Genomic DNA, 20,333 nt, shown 5'->3' with positions numbered 1-20,333 from the left:
GATGTGCCTGATTGAAATAATTAAAGATAAAGGCATTACCGCTATAAAGAAAAAGGGATAATTGATTTGCAATTACCCCTGTGTAATACGGTTATAAGTTCAGGTTAAATCATTCTTCTAAGTTTGAAACTGGTAAATTTGAGTTCTCCTTTCCGCCTGATAAACAATTCAACATCTTTGCCCTCTTTGCGCGACAAAATCTTGTAAATCTCGCTGATAGCCAGGTTTTTAACATTCTGATTGTTGACAAAAATCAGCTCGTCGCCTTCTCTTAGCCCGGCTTCATAAGCCGGCGACTGCTCAAGAACCCTGCTGACGTAGTATTCATTGAAGTGGTCGCCTCTGGCACGCACATCAAGGCCGCTCATGTCATGCTCAAAACTTTCTTTCATCCGGTTCTTAATTGGCTTCATAATCATGTAGCCGTCTCTGTAGTTAAGCGTTACGGTAAAGCGTCTTAACAGTTCGCAACCAATGCTTCCTTGCCTGCCTTCGTTAGAGGGGGGGAATTTCATACTAAATGAAAGGCTGTCGGGGAAAGAAGCCAGTATATCCTGCATTTCCAGGGTACCCATACGTATCTTATCAACCCGGCCTATGTGGCCGTTAATTTCTCCGTTTAGCCCGCGGCCCAGGTTGGCACGCATTACTTTTTGAGGCAGTTGTATGGGCTCTTTTTCGCTGGCGCTTAGCAGTAAGGCATGCCCGGCACCGGTATCTATAACCAGGCGCATAGGTATCTCTTTATTGTTGCTTACCATGGCAATGGCGTCAGTGTATGGCTTTGACTGCGTGAGCACAATAGGGTAGATGGTTCCTAAAGACTTTTTGTATCTGAACTTGTTAGGGTCGGTCAGGTAGAGCATCTTTTCCTCAAAATTGATGGTTACCACAAAATTGCTGAAAATATCGTGCCCGAAAATACCATGTATAGGCACACCCAGAAACTCAGAGAGCTTAAGCACGTCTTCGTCCAGCACAACAATGTTTTGCTGAGATGCTACGATGTCGCCAATCTGAATGCGGTGGCCAACTGATACGCTGGCCGATAAATCTCCGCCTTCGCCTGCACCGGTTAGTTTAACGCGTCTTATATACTTCAGGTCAAGAGATTTGGCACGCTGGGGGTCTGTAATAATGGTAGAGGTAACACCTGTGTCTAATATAAAACGTAGGGTGTCAGAATCATCAAGGGTAGCTTTTAAAACTATGAGATTCGCGTGCAGGTCAAACGGAAACCGGGCAAATTTTTGATGCTTTCCTTTAAAATGATACCCGTATCGGGTATCTTTCTTCCTGTCTTTTTGAGCAAAAGCCAATTGGCTTGTTATCAATAAGAGGGCTATGATGCAGAGCTTGTACAACTTTTCCATAGCTATAGCCTTTCTGTAAATCTGTTTCGGTATTAAAATCCTAAGGAAATTTAGAATAATTCTAATAAAAAACAAAAGTTTTTCGAAAAGAGTTTTAAGTTTAGCCCATTTTTTAGAAAAATTAAGGCCATATTCTAAATTTCCTTACTATTAACCCGCTTTAACAGATTGCACATACTTCACCACATCGCTGCGGATGTCGGAAGAAGCCTGAAGTACACGTATAAACTGGCTGCCGATAATAGCGCCGGCAGCATATTCTGAAGCTTTTGTGAAGGTTTCGTGGTCTTTTATACCGAACCCTATTAAACGTGGGTTTTTCAGGTTCATGGCATTTACCCGGTTAAAGTATTCTTCCATTACTTCTGAAATACCAGATGTTTTACCAGTAACGCTGGCGCTGCTCACCATGTAAATAAATCCGTCTGATATCTCGTCGATACGGCGTATACGGGCTTCGGTGGTTTGTGGCGTAATCAGGAAAATGTTTAACAGGCCGTATTTGTCAAATACAGGTTTGTACTCTTCATAGTATTCTTCAGTGGGCAGGTCTGGCAGAATCAGACCATCAACACCAACCTCCTGGCATTTACGGCAGAAGTTTTCTATACCAAATTGTAAAACCGGATTGATATAGCCCATCAGAATAACAGGTATCTGTACCTTCTGGCGCATGTTTTGCAGTTGCTCAAAAAGCACTTTCAGGCTCATGCCATTATCCAATGCAATCTGGTTCGACTGCTGAATGGTTTCGCCATCAGCCACTGGGTCTGAGTAGGGCATGCCAATCTCGGCCAGGTCGGCTCCGGCCTCCTGCAATGCCTCCAGTATAGGCATGGTATCGTTTAAAGTCGGGTATCCGGCAGTAAAATAGAGATTCAATACGCTATTAAGCTTAGTTTGAAAAAGCTTTGTAATACGATTCATATAGCTATCAGGAAAAAATAAAGCGAAGAAGAAAATGCAGGCGAATGCTTATGATCACAAATCAGACATTCGCCCGGAAGCGGTATATTATTTGGCAGCCCAGTAATCAAGTACCAGTACTTTGTCTAAATGGGGCCCCAGTACGCCAACAAATGCTTTATGAGCAGGATGAGGCAGGTACACTTCACGGTCTTTTTCTGTTTTGAAACTTACAAAAAACAGGTGTGTGAAACCCTGATTCAGATTTTCTGGGCTGTTGTTGGTTCCCCACTCGAAATCCGCAATTTCTTTAATCTGTTTGGGTAGCGCTCTGAAAGCATCTTCTACTTTTTTGATGTCTTCAGGACTGCTCGAATCTTTGAATTTGAATAAAACAGCGTGGCGAAGTAGTTTCGCAGGCTCTTTTTTTTGTGCATTTGCCATGTAACTGAATGATAGTAAAGCGATTGCTAATAGAAGGGTTCTCATTTTTATTTTGAATTTTGATTGGCTGATGTTACTATAGGGCGGCTGGTTTACAGGTATTTCATGTAAGTAGCCAGGTCTTTGTCTCCACGGCCCGATAGATTTATAACTACGGTTTCATCTGAACCTGCTTTCAGGTATTGTAAAGTTGCCAGTGCATGAGCTGACTCAATAGCCGGTATGATACCTTCCAGCTTGGTTAATTCAAAACCTGCCTGTATAGATTCATCATCAGTGATTGCAAAGAACTTAGCCCGCCCGGACTCCCACAAATGTGCATGCAAGGGGCCAATACCGGGATAATCAAGCCCTGCAGAAATACTGTGGGGTTCTACCACCTGCCCGTCTTCAGTTTGCATCAGAATACTCTTGCTGCCATGCAAAACCCCCGGTTTGCCCAGAAAAGTGGTGGCGGCAGATAAGCCTGAATAAATGCCATGCCCGCCTGCCTCGGCTGCAATTAACTGCACCTCCGGCTCGTCAAGAAAATGATAGAAAGCGCCGGCTGCATTTGAGCCTCCACCCACACAGGCAATTACGTAGTCTGGGTTTTCTTTCCCGGTTTGTTCCAGCAATTGTGAACGCATTTCTTCAGAAATAACCGACTGGAAACGCGCAACCATATCCGGGTAAGGGTGTGGGCCAACCACACTGCCAATAATGTAGTGGGTATCAACCGGATTATTAATCCAGTGCCTCATTGCTTCGTTGGTTGCATCTTTCAGGGTTTTAGACCCGCTGGTTGCAGGGCGGACTTCCGCACCGAGCATTTTCATACGGGCCACATTGGGCGCCTGCCGCTGAATGTCGATTTCACCCATGTAAACTATACATTCAAGCCCCATTAGTGCACAAACGGTAGCAGTAGCTACGCCGTGCTGGCCGGCGCCGGTTTCGGCTACAATTTTATTTTTTCCCAGGCGTTTGGCCAGCAATATCTGCCCTATGGTATTGTTTACCTTATGTGCGCCTGTATGGCACAGGTCTTCTCGTTTCAGATAGATATTGGTATTGTATTTTTCTGAAAGACGATTGGCCAAATATAAAGGTGTAGGGCGGCCTACATAGTTTTTCAACAGACCATGAAACTCTTCCTGAAAATCAGGGCGGTAGATAATATCCAGGTAATTCTGTTGTAGCTCTTCTACATTCGGGAAGAGCATTTCAGGAATATAGGCGCCTCCAAACTGGCCATAGTAGCCCTTTTCGTTCACACCAAATGCTGTTTCCTTCTCTTTAGGTTGTTCTATGCTCGTCATTTTTCCTTAGTTGTTCTATGTCGTTCAAATCTCTTGGTCTTCCTGCGGATTTTTTTGCTTCAATTAAATCAGAATAATTAATTAAATTGATTTGCAAATTTTCCTCTTTGAATAGAATATGGTTAGCAAATGCTTCGTCGAAAGTTAATCCTTTCAAATTAGTTAATATCTCTATAGATGAGGGTGGTCTGCCAAATGTAAAAACGTCGTATTTTGTTATATCCAAAAAATTGTTGAATGTCATATCAAATACTGGTAAACCAAATTCATCAAATGCGGCAACCAATTTCATGTAATTATCAGCTGTTCTATTTACCCACAAGTCTAAGTCACCTGTGGTTCTTGCATAACCATGTAAAATTACAGAGTAACCACCAACGAGTAAATAATCAACGGAATGATTGTTTAATGCTTGAATAAAATCCCGAAAATCCTCATTGAAAATGTTTGCCATCAGGCTTCATGTTTACGCATTGAAAAAATGGTTTTGTCTACTCTGGGAGGGTTATCTATGCTATAATTATAAGCTACACTATTTAAGTAGCACGCTGCATTTAGTCTGTCTGATGCGGATTGATCGAACCAGAAATCCTTTATGCGTTTTTCATTGTCTTCATGCTTGCCTGCCCAAAAAGCTGTTCTGTCAAATCTGAATTTTTCTGTCATACATTCTCCGATTTCTTTTCCCGCAATTTTGCAATCAATTCTCCTAACTTCTCAATATCTTTCACAGCGGGTTCTGTTTCAAATTTACTGTTAATATCAATGGCATAGGGCTTTGGTGTAATCTGGTCTAAATCATTGAGGTTTTCAAGGCTGATACCCCCAGCCAGGAAATACGGTTTTTCGTTTGTGTATTTTTTCAGAATGCTCCAGTCGAAAGTAACGCCGTTTCCGCCATAACTGTCTCCTTTGGCATCAAACAGAAAAAAATCAACGTGGGGCTTGTAATTGTTTAGCTGGCTGAAAATAAACGACTCATCTAAACGGAATGCCTTAATGATATTGACGCCCTTTGTGCGCAGGCTTTTACAAAAGTCAGGCGTTTCGTTACCATGCAACTGCGCATAGTTTAACCCATACTTTCTGACATTCTGCAAAATGTAGTCAACTGATGCGTTAACAAAAACACCAACTTTCTTTATTTCTCTTGGTATTGATTGTGCAACATCAACATCCAGTTGATTTCCGGCAAATCTGGGTGACTTATCGTACAGGATAAAGCCGATGAAATCAGGTTTCAGTTCTACAAGCGCTTTGATATTTCCGGCATCGCGCATGCCACATACTTTCAGTTTCATAAAGATATTTCCATGCCCTAAAGGAAAATTAATTTTACTCATACTCAGGACAAAAGCATGAACTCAGTAAAACCTGTAAAAGATGTCAAAATTAACACATTTTATTAGATTTCAGCAATAAAATCAGCGAGTTTTGCTCCCGGATTTTCATCCTTCATGAAGGTTTCACCAATCAGAAATCCCTTATATCCGGCCGACCGTAACAAACGGATTGTATCCGGCTGGCTGATACAACTTTCTGAAATTTTCACAATTCCGTCTGGTATTTTATCTGTCAGCCCCAAAGAAGCGTTTACATTGTTTTCAGCAAAGTTTTTCAGGTTTCGGTTATTAACTCCTATAATATCAACGTTGCCAAGCGGGCTTCTGTTCAGTTCTTCTTCATCGTGTATTTCCAGCAATACTTCCAGCCCCAGTTCATGTGCCGTGGCGCTAAGCTGCTGTATCTGTTCAGGGCTCAGGCAGGCTGCAATCAGCAGAATTACGTCTGCTCCCCAGGCCTTAGCTTCGTATAACTGGTAGGTATCTATTATAAAATCCTTTCTTAGAATAGGGGTAGACAGATTGGCCTCTCGTGCTTGTAATAAATCTTCTTTTGCACCACCAAAAAAGTCGGCGTCGGTAAGTACTGACAGTCCCGCGGCTCCGGCCGCTGCGTAGCCCTGCGTAACAGAAGCAACCGAAAGCTGGTCGTTAATAATGCCTTTGGATGGAGATTTTCGTTTATGCTCGGCAATAATACCAGATGAGCCATCGGCCAGAAGTGCGGCTTTCAAAGAATTGGTTTTACGAGAAAATAAAGTCTCTTTGCTTAATGCTTCTATTGAAATACGGGCTTTGGCTTCTGTTACCTCAATGGCTTTGCGTGCAACTATTTTGTCTAAGATGGTCATCTTGTGGTTTTGTTGGTTAGTCTTCTATTAGTTTTCGTAGGGCGTTCAGGGCTTTTTTGCTGGCCAGCGATTCTTTGGCCTGCTCTATTCCTTCGGCAATAGATATACCTCTGGCTACGCTCAAAGCTACACCGGCGTTAGCCAAAACCACATTGGTTTGAGCAGCAGTACCTTTGTTTTCAAGAATATTGATGAGAATACCTGCGGATTCTTCCAGCGTATTACCACCATGCAATGCAGATTGCTCGGTCAGGTCAAAACTAAAATGGGTAGGAGAATGCACTACCACCCCATGCCTGGTGCCAATGTTGAAATCGTTCGTGAACGAAATCTCATCGTAGCCGCCCAGGTCATAAATAATACCAAATTGTGCTGCTGAACGGTTAAACAATTGCGTGTAGAGGTCAAATACTTTCATGTCATATACGCCCGTCAGCTGCTTTTGTACTTTGGCGGGGTTTAGCAATGGCCCCAGCATATTGAAGAAGGTTTTCAGGCCTAATTCTTTACGGATGGGCGCTACGTATTTCATAGCCGGATGAAACAACGGCGCATGCATATAGCAGATACCTGCGGTTTCCAGCTTGCGTTTCAGGAAACCTTCGTCGTTAGTAAATTTTACCCCCAGATATTCCAGTACGGTGCTTGAACCAACGGCCGATGAAACCCCATGATTTCCATGCTTGGCAATGGGCTGCCCTGCCCCGGCCACTACAAAGGCAGAGGTAGTAGAAATATTGAAAGTGTCTTTTCCGTCACCTCCGGTGCCGCAAACATCCATCGGGTCAAAGTCAGTCAGGTCAATGGGCACAGCCAGTTCCAGCATAGCCTGCTGAAACCCCTCCAGCTCTTCAACTGTAACCCCGCGCATCTGAATACCCATCAGAAAAGCAGCAATTTGCGATGAGTTGCTTTCTCCGCGACCGATTCTCAATAGTGCTTCTTTGGCTTCTTCGCTTGAAAGTGTATGGTTTTGAAGCAAAACCTGTAAATATTGTTTCATGCTGAGGCAAATTAATTTTTTAACCAGTTTTCAACCATTTTCACTCCGTGCTGTGTCAGGTATGCCTCCGGATGGAACTGCACCCCTCTCACATCGTACTTTGTATGGGCTTCAGCCATTACAAATCCTTTTTCATCAATAGCAGTTACTTTCAGTTCTGCAGGCATGGTTTCGGGTACCACTGTCCAGGAGTGATAACGGCAAACTTCTATTTTTTCAGGCACACCCCTAAAGAGCAGTTCATCTTTGTCGGTTATCAGGCACGGAGTAGTTACTCCGTGCAATACATCGCCCATGTTATGTAGCTTGGCGCCAAAGGCCTCACCAATTGCCTGATGCCCCAGGCAAACCCCGAAAATGCTTTTCTTGGGCGCATATTCTTTAATGAGGTCAATCATGATTCCGGCTTCTTCTGGTATACCGGGGCCTGGCGAAAGAAGAATCTTGTCATATTGAGCTACTTCTTCCAGAGCTATTTTGTCGTTTCTGAAAACGTCTACATTTCCGCCTAAATCTTTCAGGATATAGACCAGATTGTACACAAACGAATCGTAATTATCAAGAACCAGAATTTTCATTATATACTATTTTTAATGAGTGATTTAGTGATTGTGCGATTGAGTGAATGATTTTTTAATTCACTTTCAACAAATCTATTCTTTCTCCAATTTTCAAAAAATCATATTTCCCCTGCCATTTCAATGGCTTTTCTTAAAGCGGCCAGTTTCAGGTGAATTTCTTTCATTTCCAGTTCTACGTCTGACTTAGCCACTACACCCATACCTGCCTGATAGAAAAGCGTATTGTTTTTGCTGAGGAAAGTCCGGATGGCTATGGCATGGTTAAAATTGCCTTTGAAATCCATGAAGCCGATGGCCCCTCCATAAATGCTGCGGTTGGTAGGCTCAAAACGGTTGATGATGGTCATGGCGTTGTGTTTAGGCGCACCAGACAAAGTTCCGGCCGGGAAAGTATCGGCTACCAACTGCAGCGGGTTGGTGCCTGTGTGCATTTTTCCGGTTACTTTAGATACCAGGTGTATTACATGGCTGTAGAACTGCACTTCTTTAAAAATATCTACTTTTACAGAATCTGAACTGCGCGATAAATCATTGCGGGCCAAATCAACCAGCATCACGTGTTCGGCTGATTCTTTGGGGTCGGCGTGCAATTGACGCGCCAGTTCGGCATCACTTTCATCATCACCTGTTCTTCTGAAAGTACCCGCAATCGGGTGTATTTCGGCTTGTCCGTCCTTAATAAATATCTGTTTCTCCGGTGAGCTGCCGAAAATATGATAATCTCCACCATCAAAATAGAACAGGTAAGGAGAAGGATTAATGGAACGAAGCGCCCTGTAAACGTTGAAATCATCGCCCTCAAATTTTCTCGAAAAACGTCTGGAAGGCACAATCTGGAAAACATCACCACGCAGACAGTGACCAATACATTTTTTGATGATTTCACGCATGTCATCATCATTGATATTGGTTTCTTCTGCTGAATCGGCTTTGAATTGCGAAGTAGTTACTTTAGGATTCTTTACAAAAAACTCAAGCGTTTCAAGCCCGTCTGACAGCGGCTTGGGTTCCTGGCCGTCTGGTGTATAGGTATGCTCAAATATATAGAGCTCATCTTTGAAATGATTGATGGCAATTACATATCGGTAAACTCTATATAGAATCTGCGGAATGGCATTTTCAGGGCTTTTGGCCTGTATTTCTATGTCTTCAAAATATTCAACCGAGTCGTAGGTAATGTGGCCGAATAAACCGTTAGTGATAAATGAGAAATCGGTTTTGGGCATTTCGAACTGAGCCGCAAAGGCTTGCAATACGCCAACGGCTTCTTTTCTGTTATGAAGCGGAAACTGAGCCGTGGTTCCGTCAGGAAATGCCTGTGTTACTATATCGTTATCCAGTTGGAAACTCGCCACCTCGTCGCAGGCTATGTAGCTGAAACTGTTGTGCATGGCGTGGTAGTCGGCACTTTCAAGAATAACCGAATGCGGAAAGTGATTACGGATTCTTTGGAAAATCCCAACCGGGGTCAACATATCGGCCAGTAGGCGTTTGTATCGGGTAGTAATACCAAACTTTTGCATGAGAGTCAGAGGTTTGTGCTAATATTTTTATTAATCAATGTCAGTGCTTCAATAAATTCGGCTCGTCTTTCTGGTGAAATAATAACCGTGTCATATTTACCGAAAGTAATCTCAATCCGGTGTTTGACTGATAAGGCCGGAGAGCTAATCGGGCTATTGGTTTTTTCAATTTTCAGGATATTCTCTATGTCAATTTCCTGCTTAAAAAGAAATCCGCAGATAATAGTCAGCTTACGGTTTTCTATTACATAACAGGTACGAGCCAAAAGGTTAACCATGAATGCTGTTACGCATACCATGATCATCAGCATCGGCCAGGCTTTATCAATTATAGCCGTGGTTATCAGTGCTGAGAACAAACAGAATATCGGCACAAAAAGCCAGTAACTTATTTCTGAATTAAATTTCTGCTGCATGTTTCTGAACAATTTCGGTGCAATAATGACACAAAAAAGGCGGCTTACAGGATGAACTGTAAGCCGCCGGGTATTATATCGTTGAGTCAATACATAGCTACGCTGTTCATCCTTTGTCGGAAGAACGCCACCACCAGATGTTAGCTATAATATTGCGTTGAGTCATTGTTCGTGTTTAAATTCTGGGTACAAAAGTATTGAGTATTTTTTAAAAACAAAGTGTTTTCAAAAAAAAATATGTGAACACTTAACGCGGCCCTGTATCCTTAGAAAACATCCTTCATGTACATCACTTATACGTATCAATAACCCCTCCATTCTGAAACGATACCTCTTTTACCAGACTGGCTGCATTGAAATACAATAGCATCGAGCGCGAGTTGGTCGGGTTCTGGATTTGTTCGCATTGTGGGCCTTTTTCTAAAAAATACACAAATACTTTCTCGTTCCGGCGGCTCAGAATCTGGTAATCATACCGCCCAAAATTATCAACAATCTGGTTTTCTGTCAGTCCCAGAATTTTTGGCCGCAGGTCTTTCAGAGGCTCAATCAGTTTTACTCTTTTGTCTTCACAACCCCCGCGGTCGGTTTTGAAACTCTGTAAATCAAAATCTCCCAAATCTGCCTTTTTATTTTTGCAGGCACCCAGTGCCAAAAGAGCAATAATTAATAGTTTACGCATCATAAATTAAATTTTTACATCTACCATCTGTTTACTTAATCTGCTTTTCTCGGCCATAAAGCCCATCACGTGGCTTTCAATAGATGCCTCAATGGTTGAGGTCAGCAACTCAGGTTTTTTCTGGGCCACTGCCTGCACAAAGTTCCGGGCCAGGCCATAGTCTCCACCGGCATGGCCAGATGCCTGGCTTTTATATTCGGGCAATTCGCTTGCCCGCCATTTTGTGTTCTGTTTCGTTCTGAAATCATAAGTCTGAATCTCGTCCATATCGCCCCATACTTCTCCATGCGAGAACATCAACCTTGTTTTACGCGCCTCAAACGAAGTAAAAGCCTCCATAGCAAAACTAACGGTGGTGCCGCCTTCAAACTCCATGGTGGTGGTATAGTGGTCGGGTTGGTCGTTGATCATTCTATATACACATCGGCCATAAGGAGACGTTTTCAGTTTTTCCATAATCTCATCGCCCTGTTTGGTCAAATCATCGGTTACATCCAGCACCCTGATACGCAGGCGTTGCTTATGATAAATATTAATAGCCGAAAAAGGACATTCTTTTTCTACTTTGCAGCCATCTGTGCAGCGTTCGGTGCTGCCCTCAGGCGCATTTTCTTTTTTAAACCAGGTTAATGAACCATGTGCCGCAACACTTTTGCAAGGTTTGCCGATTACCCATCGTAAAATATCGAGGTCGTGGCATGACTTGGCCAGAATAATCGGGTTAGTGTCTTTAGCTACGTGCCAGTTACCCCGTACATAAGAGTGCGCCATGTGCTGGTATTCAATACCCTCCAGATGGTTCACGCTAATCAGTTTGCCAAACTGGCCGCTCTGTGCTATTTCTTTCAGTTTTCTGAAATACGGCGTATATCGCAATACATGGCAAACGGCTATTGTTCTTTTGGTTTTTTTGGCCATTGCCAATATGTCAAGGCACTCCTGATATGAAGGAGAAATAGGCTTTTCCAGCAGTACATCGTAGCCCATTTCCAGTGCTTTCATGGCCGGGCCATAATGGAGGTCGTCGGGGGTAGAAATGATAATGGCATCAGCAAATTTTGGCACCTTGAAAACGTCTTCCCAGGTATTAAAACGGTGTTTGTCTTCTATATTATGGGCTTTGGCAAATTTATCGTTTCTGAAAGGTATCGGCTCTGCCACACCAACCATATCCAGTTCGTTCGGGAAAGCCAGCGCAAACCGGCCATAAACATTACCACGGTTGCCGGCGCCCAGTACAATAGCTGTTACAGGTTTGTCGAGCGTTATATACCTGTCGTCATCAGGAATAACGATGGGTTCGTCCTCAATTGTTCCGGCAAATGATTCAGCATTTAAAAATGATAAACCGCCGGCAGTAAGGCCAAAGGTTTTAAGAATGTCTCGTCGCGAAAAACTGTCCATAATCAGGTTAGTGTCGTTAGGTTGGTATCCGGATTTGCAAATATAAACCTCCGGCATCAATTAAACTAAGGCTATTGGCAGTAGTTATTTTTGCCATTCCCAAACTTTTAGTTTAGTTACTTTTGCCTTGCCGCCATTACTGAACAACTGCCACTCTAAACTTTGTGCCTCCGGAAAAACCAGGCTTGTTACAGCCGCCTCACCATCATTACCAAATACCTCTACCGACATTTTATCTACAAATATCTGAAGTTTCGCCATTCCTCTTTCAGTTTTCATAGGGCTGGCATCCAGAGAAGCAAAGTTCGGGCTAATGATTTTACCCGAATTAATGCGGTTAATATAAAGCTGTTCGCTGTCTGCCTGATACCCCACCACTGTTTCCTGGCTGGTACCCTGTTTTTTCAGCACTTTTACACCAACTTCACGGGCGCCATTCAGTTCAAACTCTATCTCAATCATGTAAGAATCTGTCATGTTTTTTCTTATCTGGCTTTTGTCACCGTCTACAATTAAGTCTTCCATTTGTACGGTGCCTTTCCAGTTTTTAGCTTTTAAAACCTCTTCTGTCGGTTTTTGCAATAACCTTAAACCATCTTTGGTTCTTTTCAGTGAAATTTCTCTGGGCAAACTCATTTGCCCTTTCCACGGAAAAGTAGGCAGGGCATCGGTATATTGCCAACTGGCCATCCAGCCCAGCATGCTTTTTTTAGGCGCATGAGTAAACGGAATAGCCGCATAAAAGTCTTTTCCGTACTCAACATACAGCTTTGTATCTGCCGGGTTATCATTAGTAAATTTTTTGCCGTCAAAATCCCCCACAAAATACTGCATTCCCACAAAATCCTGATGCGGGCTGCTTGACGATAGCATTAGAACCCATCGCGATGCTTTTTCTCCTTCAATGGGCAGTTCAATTAATGAGGGGCACTCCCATATTTTTCTAACATCCCCCTGTCCGCCAAATTCGCTCAGAAAAGTCCAGTCGGTCAGGTTTTTTGAACCATAAATATGAGCCTTGAACTCTGTAGGTAACACAACTACCAGTATCCATTGTTTGGTTGGCTCGTGCCAAAACATATTCGGGTCGCGGAAATCCTTCATTACCTTTCCGTTCGGTAGCGGTACGGGAATAATGGGGTTTTTCTGATATTTGGTCCAGGTTCTGCCTTTGTCGGTAGAGTAGGCCAGGTGTTGGTTCTCTTTTTTGCCGTGATAGTCGGCAGTATAGATAGCTACCATGCTATTGGCGCCAAAACCACTGGTGTTGTTTGGGTCTACTACGGCTCCGCCCGAAAAAATCCAGACCGAATCTTCCGGTATGGCCACAGGCAGGTGCTGCCAGTGCATCAGGTCTTTGCTTACGGCGTGCCCCCAGCTCATGTGCCCCCATTTGTTTTCAAAAGGGTTATGCTGATAAAATATATGCCATTCGCCGTCGTGATATACCAGTCCATTAGGGTCGTTGGTCCAGTTTCTGGCCGGAGAAAAATGAAAAGCAGGGCGCCATTGTTCAGTAGATTCCTGTTGGCTAAAAGACAGATAAGATACTGACAGGCACAGGATTAACAGTAGGTTTTTCATATATAACAGGTTAAAATAAACTACCTGCAAACATAAGAGAAAATATGAATCCTGCCGGGTTTATTTCATTTTTTTATATCAATTGCCAAACCCGTGTTACTTTTAACCTTTAAAATGTTAAAAAACTGTAAATTTATGGCTTTACATATATTTAACAGGGGGTTTGTATTCGTTTTAGGCGTGTTTGTTTTCCCGGCTTTACTTTGTACCTTTGTTGCGTTATGCAAGAGTTTTTCACAGATTCAGTTCAGAAATTACAGGACTTTAACCTTTTATTGGCTTCGCCCAAAAGAATCGTTATTACTACTCACCAGAACCCCGATGCCGATGCACTCGGGTCATCGTTGGGCTTGGCTTCCTATTTAAAGAAAAAAAATCATTCAGTAAATGTAATTACCCCTACCGATTACCCCGAGTTTTTACAATGGATGCCGGGCGAGAAAGGAGTTATTAACTTTGAGAGTGAAAAACAGGAAACCGCCAAGGCATTAATTGCTGCTGCAGAGGTTATTTTCTGTCTTGATTTTTCGGCTTTGGGGCGTATCAAGGCTATGGAAGAGTATGTGAGAAGCGCCTCTGCCAAAAAGGTTTTGATAGACCACCATCAACAGCCTGAAAACTTTGCCGATTTTATATTCTGGAACGAAAAAGCCGCAGCTACCTGCCAGTTAATCTATCTGCTGATTGAGTTGCTGGGCGATAAAGCCCTGATTGATATTCCTGCTGCTGAATGCTTATATGCCGGGCTGGTAACAGATACGGGGTCTTTCAGGTTTGACAGTACCACAAAAGATTTGCACAGGGTAGCCGGAGAACTAATCGAAATTGGTGTACGTACCAATGATATCCACCGGAAGATATTTGATAATAACTCATTAGAACGGATTCAGTTTCTTGGCTTTGCGCTGAGCGAAAAGCTGGTGCATCTGCCAGAATACCGGGTTTCATATATGAGTATTTCTAAAGAAGAACTTGCCAGATTTGGTTCAAAAAATGGCGACACCGAGGGTATTGTTAATTACGGACTATCTATAAAAGACGTACAGATGACAGCCATGTTTGTAGAGCGCGACGACATGATTCGTATTTCGTTCCGGTCGGTGAAAGATTTCTCGGTGAGCGAGTTTGCCAGGAATTATTTCAGCGGTGGCGGGCATAAAAATGCAGCTGGTGGCCGTTCTCATGAAAGCCTTTCAAAAACGCTTGAAAAATTTCTGCTTTTGTTGCCCTTACATAAAACCCAGCTGCTTAACAATAGCTAGCCAAATACAATTGTAATATCTTACTAATAAATAAATTTCATGACAAAATTTTTGAAAACTTCTTCTGGCCTGGTTTTAGCGGCAAGTTTGCTTTTTTCTTGTGACCAGTTTAAAGTAACTCAGGATGCCGACGGCTCTAAATACCAGATACACGAACTAGGCAACGGTAAAAAAGCCAAAGAGGGCGATATCGTTACTTTTGACCTGATAGTAAAAGCGCCAAACGATACAGTGTTTACCAATACTTATAAACGTGGCGAGCCTATAATGATGCGTTTGCAGAAAGGCGCCTTTAAGGGATCGTTCGAAAACAGTCTTTTTCATATTTCTGAGGGAGACAGTGCAACCATTTTCGTCAGTTCAGACTCCTTGTTTATAAGAGCGCAACAACCTATGCCTGCCGGTGTAGCAAAAGGTTCGGATATGCAGTTTCTGGTGAAGGTGAAAAAGGTACAAACCATGGAAGATTTTGAGAAAGCGCAACAGGCCAAAAAGAATGATGAAGTGAAAATCATGGACGAATACGCTAAAAAGAATTTTCCTAATGCCACCAAAACACAATATGGTATGTACAGGGTCGTTGTGAAAGAGGGCACTGGTGCAACCATTACGGCAGGTAAATCCGTCAAGGTAGAATACACAGGTAAACTTATTACCGGTAAAGTGTTCGATTCTTCTGTGGGTAAGGATCCTCTTGAACTGACTGTAGGCCAGGGAATGGTAATACCAGGCTGGGAACAAGCACTGATGATGATGAAAAAAGGCGAAAAAAGCATTTTCTTTATCCCATCTAATCTGGCTTATGGCGAGCAGGGTGCAGGGGGTGTTATTCCTCCGTACAGTCCGTTAATTTTTGAAATGGAAATTATCGATGTGAAATAAATAAATTAAATGTAATGAGAAAGATAGTACTCGGATTACTTGTTGGTTGTACCGCTCTTGTGAGCTCTTGTTCAGACTTTTTGAAGAACGATTTGGAAGAAACCGTCAAGAAGAATGAACAGGAAATGTTGACGTATATCAATTCCAAAAATCTGAACATGAAAAAGGCAGATAATGGAATGTATTATCAGATTACCAAGACTAATGCTTCTGGTGATTCTATTAAGGTAGGCGATGAAGTTGTACTTCATTACGTAATGTCTTTGTTAGATGGTACCAAGATTGACAGTTCTTTACGCTCAACAAATAAACCCGCTACTGTCATTTTTGGGGGTACAATCGGATTGCAGGGAATTTCGGATGCTATCAGCAAACTTAAATCAGGAGAAAGAGGTACTTTCCTGATACCTTCTTATCTTGCTTATGGTTCACAGAATTATAATAATGTACCTGGCAAATCTGTTCTTGTGGTAGATCTGGAGATTGTAAAAAATCGTTCTGAAGACAAACAGATTGAAGACTACATAGCAACCGGTATGGGAAATGTTACGGTAGTTTCAAGAGAGAAAACAGAATCAGGCCTGCGTGTATTAAAGTTGTCTCAGACAACGGGTACACAGTTAGCTTCAGGCCAGACAGCCGGTGTTGTTTATAATGGCTATCTGGCAAGCAGTATAAAAGAATTTGACAAAGGCCAGATAGACGTGTATTTAGGTAGTAACAGTGTGGTTAAAGGCTTTGAAGAAGGTTTGCTAAAATTAAAGGTTGGTGAAAAAGCCGTGTTGGTTTTCCCTTCTGCTCTAGGATATGGAACCCAGGGTGTGGCTGATAATACCAACGGTGGTTACAAAATACCACCATACTCACCGCTGATTTTTGTGGTTGAAATAAAAAGCACAAGATAATATTCTTATTGAATACCTTGCTTTACCAAAGGCCTCTGAACTTTTCAGGGGCCTTTAAGTTTTATATCAGTAATACGGTTTGTTATTCTATGGCTAAATTACATAAGGAGCTCGAAAAAGCTATTTTAGACTTGCCCGCCAAAGAAAAAGATAAGATGCTTTTAAGGCTCATTGGCAAAAACAATTTACTGGCTCAGCAATTACAGTATCAATTACTGGAAAACGAATCGTTTCTGGACGACCGGCGCGAGGAAATAAAAAAGGCTATTCAGCTGGTCTCAAAAATGAGTCAGAGTATTGCAAGCTGGATGCTGAAAGACATTAGAGAGCTCAATAGTAAGATTACAACCCATGTAAAGGTTACCAAAGATAAATATGGCGAAATAGAACTTACGCTTTATCTCCTGAATACCTTTTTTGAGAATCAGTTTAAAATGCTTGAGAAATATAGTACCAAAACAGATACCCTGGCGCTGTACATAGCCAGGCGTACTGATTTTATATTAAAAAAAATGCCCAAACTTCACGAAGATTACTACGTAGAGTTTGAGCAGGAAATAAATAAACTTTTACAAAGGGTGCATACTTATGCTCCGGCCTACTATGCCAGGCAAATGGGCTTACCTCAAAAGTGGGAATACTAATAATTGTACGCCCGCCTGTATTACCTGGTATCAGTCAAACCTTCTGATGGTGTCTGAGATAATTTCTATGCAATCCCATAATTGAGATTCAGTCATTACCAAAGGCGGCGCAAGCCTTATCTTATTACCATGCGTAGGTTTCGCTAGCAATCCGTTGTTTTTCAGCTCAAGACATATGTCCCAGGCAAGGTCAGACTCCTCAGTGGTGTCTATCAGAATGGCATTCAGCAAACCCTTTCCTCGTACTTCTGTTACAATACCGGTTTCTTCAACCAGCTTTTGCATTTCATGGCGAAAAATCCGTCCAAGGTAATCGGCATTACCTGCCAGGTTTTCTTCTTTCACAACCTTTAATGCTTCCATGGCCACGGCGCATGCCAAAGGATTCCCTCCATAGGTAGAGCCATGTTCTCCGGGTTTCAATGTCAGCATAATCTCATCATCAGCCAATACAGCCGAAACAGGCAGCACACCACCAGAGAGCGCTTTACCCAGAATTACCATATCAGGCCTTATATGATAATGGTCTGTCGCCAGCATTTTGCCTGTGCGTGCAATACCAGTCTGAATTTCGTCGGCAATAAAGAGTACCCGGCTTGCTTTGCAAAGCCTGAAGGCCTCCGGCAAATATTGGTCATCCGGCACTACTACGCCAGCCTCACCCTGCATGGGTTCTACAATAAAACCGGCTATGTAGGGGTCGTTTATCAGCGCTTCCTCTAATGCTTCAATATTGTTATAAGGCACTATTTCAATGCCGCTCATATAGGGGCCGAAATCTTTACGTGCTGTCGGGTCAGTAGATGCTGAAATTACTGATAACGTTCTTCCATGAAAATTGCCACCCGCAAATATTATTTTAGCTTTGTTTTCTGGAATACCCTTTACCTGATACCCCCATTTTCTGCACAACTTCATGGCTGTTTCAACAGCTTCTACGCCGGTATTCATAGGTAGTACGCGGTCATAACCAAAATAATTGGTTATGTATTCTTCAAAACGGCCCAAAATTGAATTATAAAATGCGCGCGACGTAAGCGTCAGTTTCTGCGATTGCTCAATTAATGCATTTATGATGCGTGGATGACAATGCCCCTGGTTAACTGCCGAATAGGCCGACAGGAAATCATAGTAACGTTTTCCTTCTATGTCCCACAAGTACACTCCTTCACCTTTTTCCAGCACTACCGGTAGGGGGTGGTAGTTATGTGCGCCATAACGCTCTTCCAGTTCAATCAGTTGGTCGCTTAAGAAAGTATCTGTCATCATAGTAATATATATTTAAGACCTTTTTATGGATTCTCGCATAAAAATGTTAAAATGACTTTATTTAATCAATATATAAGTTATATTTACTAATTATACATAATATGAAAGTGAAAAATATTAAATATGGCAAATATTAAGTAAATATGACTTGTTAATTATATGAACTTTTTAGATGATTTTGATAAGCAGATTCTTATTCATCTTGAAAAAGATGGCAGGAAACCCTATTCTGAAATAGCCAAAAATTTGAATATTTCTAACACAATGGTGCATCAGCGCGTTGCCCGTATGAAAAAGGCAGGCATTCTGAAAGGCGCCGGAATTATTTTAGACGAGCGCAAGTTAGGTTATGAGTGGAGCGCCTTTACAGGCATTATTCTGAAAGAAGACTCAGACTCTAAACAAATTATTGAAGAGTTACGGAAGATACCTGAAGTTACTGAGTGTTATTATATTACCGGGCAGTACACCTTATATATTCGTATTGTGGCTAAGTCTAGCGAGCACATGCGCCTTGTTTTATATGATAAAATAGATAATATTGACGGTGTATTAAAAACCGAATCGATGATTGACTTCGGAGCTGCCTTTAAAAGGAATGCCAGCGTAGAGTTGTAGTAGCCTGATAACTGGCTTTGCCAAATAAAATTTGCTTAGTCTATAATATCTGTGGGTTGTACAATATAAAAACAAGTATTAATTTTGCAGAAACCAAATAAATTATGCCTCGCATCTATCTCGATAATGCAGCAACCACCCGTCTAGATGACGACGTTCTGCAAGCCATGCTTCCGTTAATGACCGAAAACTTCGGGAATCCTTCATCTATACATGCACATGGCAGGCAGGTGCGCTCGGCCATTGAAAAAGCACGTAAAACTATTGCCTCGTTGTTAAACGCTTCGCCATCTGAGATATTCTTTACCTCTGGCGGCACAGAAGCAGACAATACAGCCATTACCTGCAGCATAGATACGTATCAGCTAAAGCACGCAATTACATCAAGAACTGAACATCATGCTGTTTTACATACATTAGAGTATCTGGCCAAGCAAGGTGTTATAGAGCTTAGCTTTGTAAAATTAGACGACATAGGCAGGGTTGATTTGGCGCATCTGCAAGAATTGTTACAAACCAAACCCCGGTCGCTGGTTTCGTTAATGCACGGTAATAATGAAATCGGTAACCTGATAGATTTGAAAAAAGTGGGCGAAATCTGTAAACAATATGAAGCGGTCTTTCATTCAGATACTGTTCAGACCATGGGCCATTATAAGCATGACCTGCAAGACCTGCCAGTAGATTTTATTGTAGGCGCAGCACATAAGTTTCATGGTCCTAAAGGGGTAGGCTTTTTGTATATCAATGTCAATAATAAGATACACCCGTTTATTCATGGGGGTTCTCAGGAGCGTAACATGAGAGGAGGAACCGAAAACGTTTATGGCATTGTTGGCATGGCTAAAGCATTAGAGATTGCATACCGTGACATGGAAGAGCACCAGACTTATCTGAAAGGCCTTAAAGCCCGTATGATTGATAAATTAAAAGCAAATATACCAGGCGTTACATTTAATGGAAATTCTGCCGATGTTGAAAACAGCCTTTATACGGTTCTGAATGTGAGTTTCCCGCCGAGCGAGGATAACGATATGCTTTTATTTAATCTGGACATCGCCCAGATTTCATGTTCAGGCGGGAGTGCCTGTTCAAGTGGAACAGACGTAGGCTCTCATGTGCTGGGGGCATTAAATGTACACCCCGATAGAGGGAACGTACGGTTTTCGTTTGGTAAATATAATACCCCTGAAGAAATAGATAAAGTAGTAGAAGTACTAACAGATATATATGCCAAGCAAATATTGGCTTAAAAAACGAAAAGGGCTTTAGAGCCCTTTTTTGTTACAAAGTATTGTAGTATTCAATCAATGCAGATACAGAAGCATCTTCTTTGAAGTTC

General features: G+C 42.2%; 22 protein-coding genes. 6 read left to right on the top strand and 16 right to left on the bottom strand.

Annotated features, from left to right (window positions below; genetic code table 11):
• Positions 1-104 precede the first annotated feature (104 nt).
• The 15 genes from MB380_RS20800 to MB380_RS20730 all read right to left on the bottom strand — a co-directional run bounded on the left by MB380_RS20800 (position 105) and on the right by MB380_RS20730 (position 13,411).
• Positions 105-1,373 (bottom strand): aspartyl protease family protein, encoded by a 1,269-nt coding sequence (locus MB380_RS20800; RefSeq protein WP_253531276.1) that lies wholly within the window; start codon positions 1,371-1,373, stop codon positions 105-107.
• Between the two features lie 150 nt (positions 1,374-1,523).
• Positions 1,524-2,300 carry a tryptophan synthase subunit alpha gene (trpA, locus tag MB380_RS20795; protein WP_253531274.1) on the bottom strand — a complete coding sequence of 259 codons (777 nt, stop codon included), beginning with the start codon at positions 2,298-2,300 and terminating at the stop codon, positions 1,524-1,526.
• 87 nt (positions 2,301-2,387) lie between these two features.
• Positions 2,388-2,768: a Dabb family protein gene (locus MB380_RS20790; protein WP_101724713.1), complete on the bottom strand. Its 381-nt coding sequence runs from the start codon at positions 2,766-2,768 to the stop codon at positions 2,388-2,390.
• 47 nt (positions 2,769-2,815) lie between these two features.
• Positions 2,816-4,024: a tryptophan synthase subunit beta gene (gene trpB / locus MB380_RS20785; RefSeq protein ID WP_253531272.1), complete on the bottom strand. Its 1,209-nt coding sequence runs from the start codon at positions 4,022-4,024 to the stop codon at positions 2,816-2,818.
• Positions 4,002-4,478 carry a DUF6036 family nucleotidyltransferase gene (locus MB380_RS20780; protein WP_253531270.1) on the bottom strand — a complete coding sequence of 159 codons (477 nt, stop codon included), beginning with the start codon at positions 4,476-4,478 and terminating at the stop codon, positions 4,002-4,004. Before MB380_RS20780 ends, trpB begins: the two co-directional genes overlap by 23 nt.
• Positions 4,478-4,690: a hypothetical protein gene (locus tag MB380_RS20775; protein WP_253531268.1), complete on the bottom strand. Its 213-nt coding sequence runs from the start codon at positions 4,688-4,690 to the stop codon at positions 4,478-4,480. Before MB380_RS20775 ends, MB380_RS20780 begins: the two co-directional genes overlap by 1 nt.
• Positions 4,687-5,325, bottom strand: a complete 639-nt coding sequence (locus tag MB380_RS20770; RefSeq protein WP_253535640.1) for a phosphoribosylanthranilate isomerase — start codon at positions 5,323-5,325, stop codon at positions 4,687-4,689. Before MB380_RS20770 ends, MB380_RS20775 begins: the two co-directional genes overlap by 4 nt.
• 104 nt (positions 5,326-5,429) lie before the next feature.
• A complete protein-coding gene (gene trpC / locus MB380_RS20765; protein ID WP_253531265.1) occupies positions 5,430-6,218 on the bottom strand; it encodes an indole-3-glycerol phosphate synthase TrpC in 789 nt (262 codons plus the stop codon).
• A 16-nt stretch (positions 6,219-6,234) separates the two neighbouring features.
• Positions 6,235-7,221, bottom strand: a complete 987-nt coding sequence (gene trpD / locus MB380_RS20760; protein ID WP_253531253.1) for an anthranilate phosphoribosyltransferase — start codon at positions 7,219-7,221, stop codon at positions 6,235-6,237.
• Between the two features lie 11 nt (positions 7,222-7,232).
• The gene (locus MB380_RS20755; protein ID WP_101724710.1) at positions 7,233-7,799 is read right to left on the bottom strand and encodes an aminodeoxychorismate/anthranilate synthase component II; all 567 of its coding nucleotides are present in this window, start codon (positions 7,797-7,799) and stop codon (positions 7,233-7,235) included.
• A 101-nt stretch (positions 7,800-7,900) separates the two neighbouring features.
• Positions 7,901-9,325 (bottom strand): anthranilate synthase component I family protein, encoded by a 1,425-nt coding sequence (locus tag MB380_RS20750; protein WP_253531250.1) that lies wholly within the window; start codon positions 9,323-9,325, stop codon positions 7,901-7,903.
• A gap of 5 nt (positions 9,326-9,330) precedes the next feature.
• Entirely contained in the window at positions 9,331-9,741 is a 411-nt protein-coding gene (locus MB380_RS20745; protein WP_253531247.1) for a PH domain-containing protein, read from the bottom strand.
• A gap of 289 nt (positions 9,742-10,030) precedes the next feature.
• Entirely contained in the window at positions 10,031-10,426 is a 396-nt protein-coding gene (locus MB380_RS20740) for a hypothetical protein (RefSeq protein ID WP_229236182.1), read from the bottom strand.
• 3 nt (positions 10,427-10,429) lie between these two features.
• Positions 10,430-11,884, bottom strand: coding sequence for a Gfo/Idh/MocA family protein (locus tag MB380_RS20735; protein WP_253531244.1), 1,455 nt, complete (start codon positions 11,882-11,884; stop codon positions 10,430-10,432).
• 27 nt (positions 11,885-11,911) lie between these two features.
• Positions 11,912-13,411, bottom strand: a complete 1,500-nt coding sequence (locus tag MB380_RS20730) for a glycoside hydrolase family 32 protein (protein ID WP_253531241.1) — start codon at positions 13,409-13,411, stop codon at positions 11,912-11,914.
• Between the two features lie 221 nt (positions 13,412-13,632).
• Here MB380_RS20730 and MB380_RS20725 point away from each other — a divergent pair, with 221 nt between their 5' ends.
• The 4 genes from MB380_RS20725 to MB380_RS20710 all read left to right on the top strand — a co-directional run bounded on the left by MB380_RS20725 (position 13,633) and on the right by MB380_RS20710 (position 17,104).
• A complete protein-coding gene (locus tag MB380_RS20725) occupies positions 13,633-14,673 on the top strand; it encodes a bifunctional oligoribonuclease/PAP phosphatase NrnA (protein WP_253531239.1) in 1,041 nt (346 codons plus the stop codon).
• A 39-nt stretch (positions 14,674-14,712) separates the two neighbouring features.
• The gene (locus MB380_RS20720) at positions 14,713-15,555 is read left to right on the top strand and encodes an FKBP-type peptidyl-prolyl cis-trans isomerase (RefSeq protein ID WP_101724705.1); all 843 of its coding nucleotides are present in this window, start codon (positions 14,713-14,715) and stop codon (positions 15,553-15,555) included.
• A gap of 14 nt (positions 15,556-15,569) precedes the next feature.
• Complete coding sequence (locus MB380_RS20715) at positions 15,570-16,460, top strand: FKBP-type peptidyl-prolyl cis-trans isomerase (RefSeq protein ID WP_253531237.1); 891 nt, start codon at positions 15,570-15,572, stop codon at positions 16,458-16,460.
• Positions 16,461-16,549: 89 nt separating this feature from the next.
• Positions 16,550-17,104: a hypothetical protein gene (locus tag MB380_RS20710; RefSeq protein ID WP_253531236.1), complete on the top strand. Its 555-nt coding sequence runs from the start codon at positions 16,550-16,552 to the stop codon at positions 17,102-17,104.
• Positions 17,105-17,134: 30 nt separating this feature from the next.
• Here the strand turns inward: MB380_RS20710 and rocD are convergent, their stop codons facing one another.
• Entirely contained in the window at positions 17,135-18,373 is a 1,239-nt protein-coding gene (gene rocD, locus MB380_RS20705; RefSeq protein ID WP_305882494.1) for an ornithine--oxo-acid transaminase, read from the bottom strand.
• A gap of 159 nt (positions 18,374-18,532) precedes the next feature.
• Between rocD and MB380_RS20700 the strand changes: the two genes are divergently transcribed.
• Both MB380_RS20700 and MB380_RS20695 read left to right on the top strand, forming a co-directional pair.
• A complete protein-coding gene (locus MB380_RS20700) occupies positions 18,533-18,991 on the top strand; it encodes an Lrp/AsnC family transcriptional regulator (protein WP_101724702.1) in 459 nt (152 codons plus the stop codon).
• A 104-nt stretch (positions 18,992-19,095) separates the two neighbouring features.
• Positions 19,096-20,244: a cysteine desulfurase family protein gene (locus tag MB380_RS20695; RefSeq protein ID WP_253531233.1), complete on the top strand. Its 1,149-nt coding sequence runs from the start codon at positions 19,096-19,098 to the stop codon at positions 20,242-20,244.
• The last annotated feature ends 89 nt before the right edge of the window (positions 20,245-20,333 follow it).

The organism is Emticicia sp. 21SJ11W-3, from assembly GCF_024138715.1.
Classification (GTDB): domain Bacteria; phylum Bacteroidota; class Bacteroidia; order Cytophagales; family Spirosomataceae; genus Emticicia; species Emticicia fluvialis.
Note: the sequence above shows the minus strand (reverse complement) of the source record. Positions and strands in the feature narration are given on the sequence as shown.

Bases quoted from the DNA above. Each gene is read 5' to 3' on its own strand.
- MB380_RS20735 (WP_253531244.1), bottom strand. From the start codon at position 11,884: ATGCCGGAGGTTTATATTTGCAAATCCGGATACCAACCTAACGACACT.
- MB380_RS20720 (WP_101724705.1), top strand. From the start codon at position 14,713: ATGACAAAATTTTTGAAAACTTCTTCTGGCCTGGTTTTAGCGGCAAGT.
- MB380_RS20800 (WP_253531276.1), bottom strand. From the start codon at position 1,373: ATGGAAAAGTTGTACAAGCTCTGCATCATAGCCCTCTTATTGATAACA.
- trpB (WP_253531272.1), bottom strand. From the start codon at position 4,024: ATGACGAGCATAGAACAACCTAAAGAGAAGGAAACAGCATTTGGTGTG.
- MB380_RS20710 (WP_253531236.1), top strand. From the start codon at position 16,550: ATGGCTAAATTACATAAGGAGCTCGAAAAAGCTATTTTAGACTTGCCC.
- MB380_RS20770 (WP_253535640.1), bottom strand. From the start codon at position 5,325: ATGAAACTGAAAGTATGTGGCATGCGCGATGCCGGAAATATCAAAGCG.
- MB380_RS20790 (WP_101724713.1), bottom strand. From the start codon at position 2,768: ATGAGAACCCTTCTATTAGCAATCGCTTTACTATCATTCAGTTACATG.
- MB380_RS20745 (WP_253531247.1), bottom strand. From the start codon at position 9,741: ATGCAGCAGAAATTTAATTCAGAAATAAGTTACTGGCTTTTTGTGCCG.
- MB380_RS20695 (WP_253531233.1), top strand. From the start codon at position 19,096: ATGCCTCGCATCTATCTCGATAATGCAGCAACCACCCGTCTAGATGAC.
- MB380_RS20775 (WP_253531268.1), bottom strand. From the start codon at position 4,690: ATGACAGAAAAATTCAGATTTGACAGAACAGCTTTTTGGGCAGGCAAG.
- MB380_RS20730 (WP_253531241.1), bottom strand. From the start codon at position 13,411: ATGAAAAACCTACTGTTAATCCTGTGCCTGTCAGTATCTTATCTGTCT.
- MB380_RS20715 (WP_253531237.1), top strand. From the start codon at position 15,570: ATGAGAAAGATAGTACTCGGATTACTTGTTGGTTGTACCGCTCTTGTG.
- trpC (WP_253531265.1), bottom strand. From the start codon at position 6,218: ATGACCATCTTAGACAAAATAGTTGCACGCAAAGCCATTGAGGTAACA.
- trpD (WP_253531253.1), bottom strand. From the start codon at position 7,221: ATGAAACAATATTTACAGGTTTTGCTTCAAAACCATACACTTTCAAGC.
- MB380_RS20700 (WP_101724702.1), top strand. From the start codon at position 18,533: ATGAACTTTTTAGATGATTTTGATAAGCAGATTCTTATTCATCTTGAA.
- MB380_RS20780 (WP_253531270.1), bottom strand. From the start codon at position 4,478: ATGGCAAACATTTTCAATGAGGATTTTCGGGATTTTATTCAAGCATTA.
- MB380_RS20725 (WP_253531239.1), top strand. From the start codon at position 13,633: ATGCAAGAGTTTTTCACAGATTCAGTTCAGAAATTACAGGACTTTAAC.
- MB380_RS20750 (WP_253531250.1), bottom strand. From the start codon at position 9,325: ATGCAAAAGTTTGGTATTACTACCCGATACAAACGCCTACTGGCCGAT.
- rocD (WP_305882494.1), bottom strand. From the start codon at position 18,373: ATGATGACAGATACTTTCTTAAGCGACCAACTGATTGAACTGGAAGAG.
- MB380_RS20740 (WP_229236182.1), bottom strand. From the start codon at position 10,426: ATGATGCGTAAACTATTAATTATTGCTCTTTTGGCACTGGGTGCCTGC.
- MB380_RS20755 (WP_101724710.1), bottom strand. From the start codon at position 7,799: ATGAAAATTCTGGTTCTTGATAATTACGATTCGTTTGTGTACAATCTG.
- trpA (WP_253531274.1), bottom strand. From the start codon at position 2,300: ATGAATCGTATTACAAAGCTTTTTCAAACTAAGCTTAATAGCGTATTG.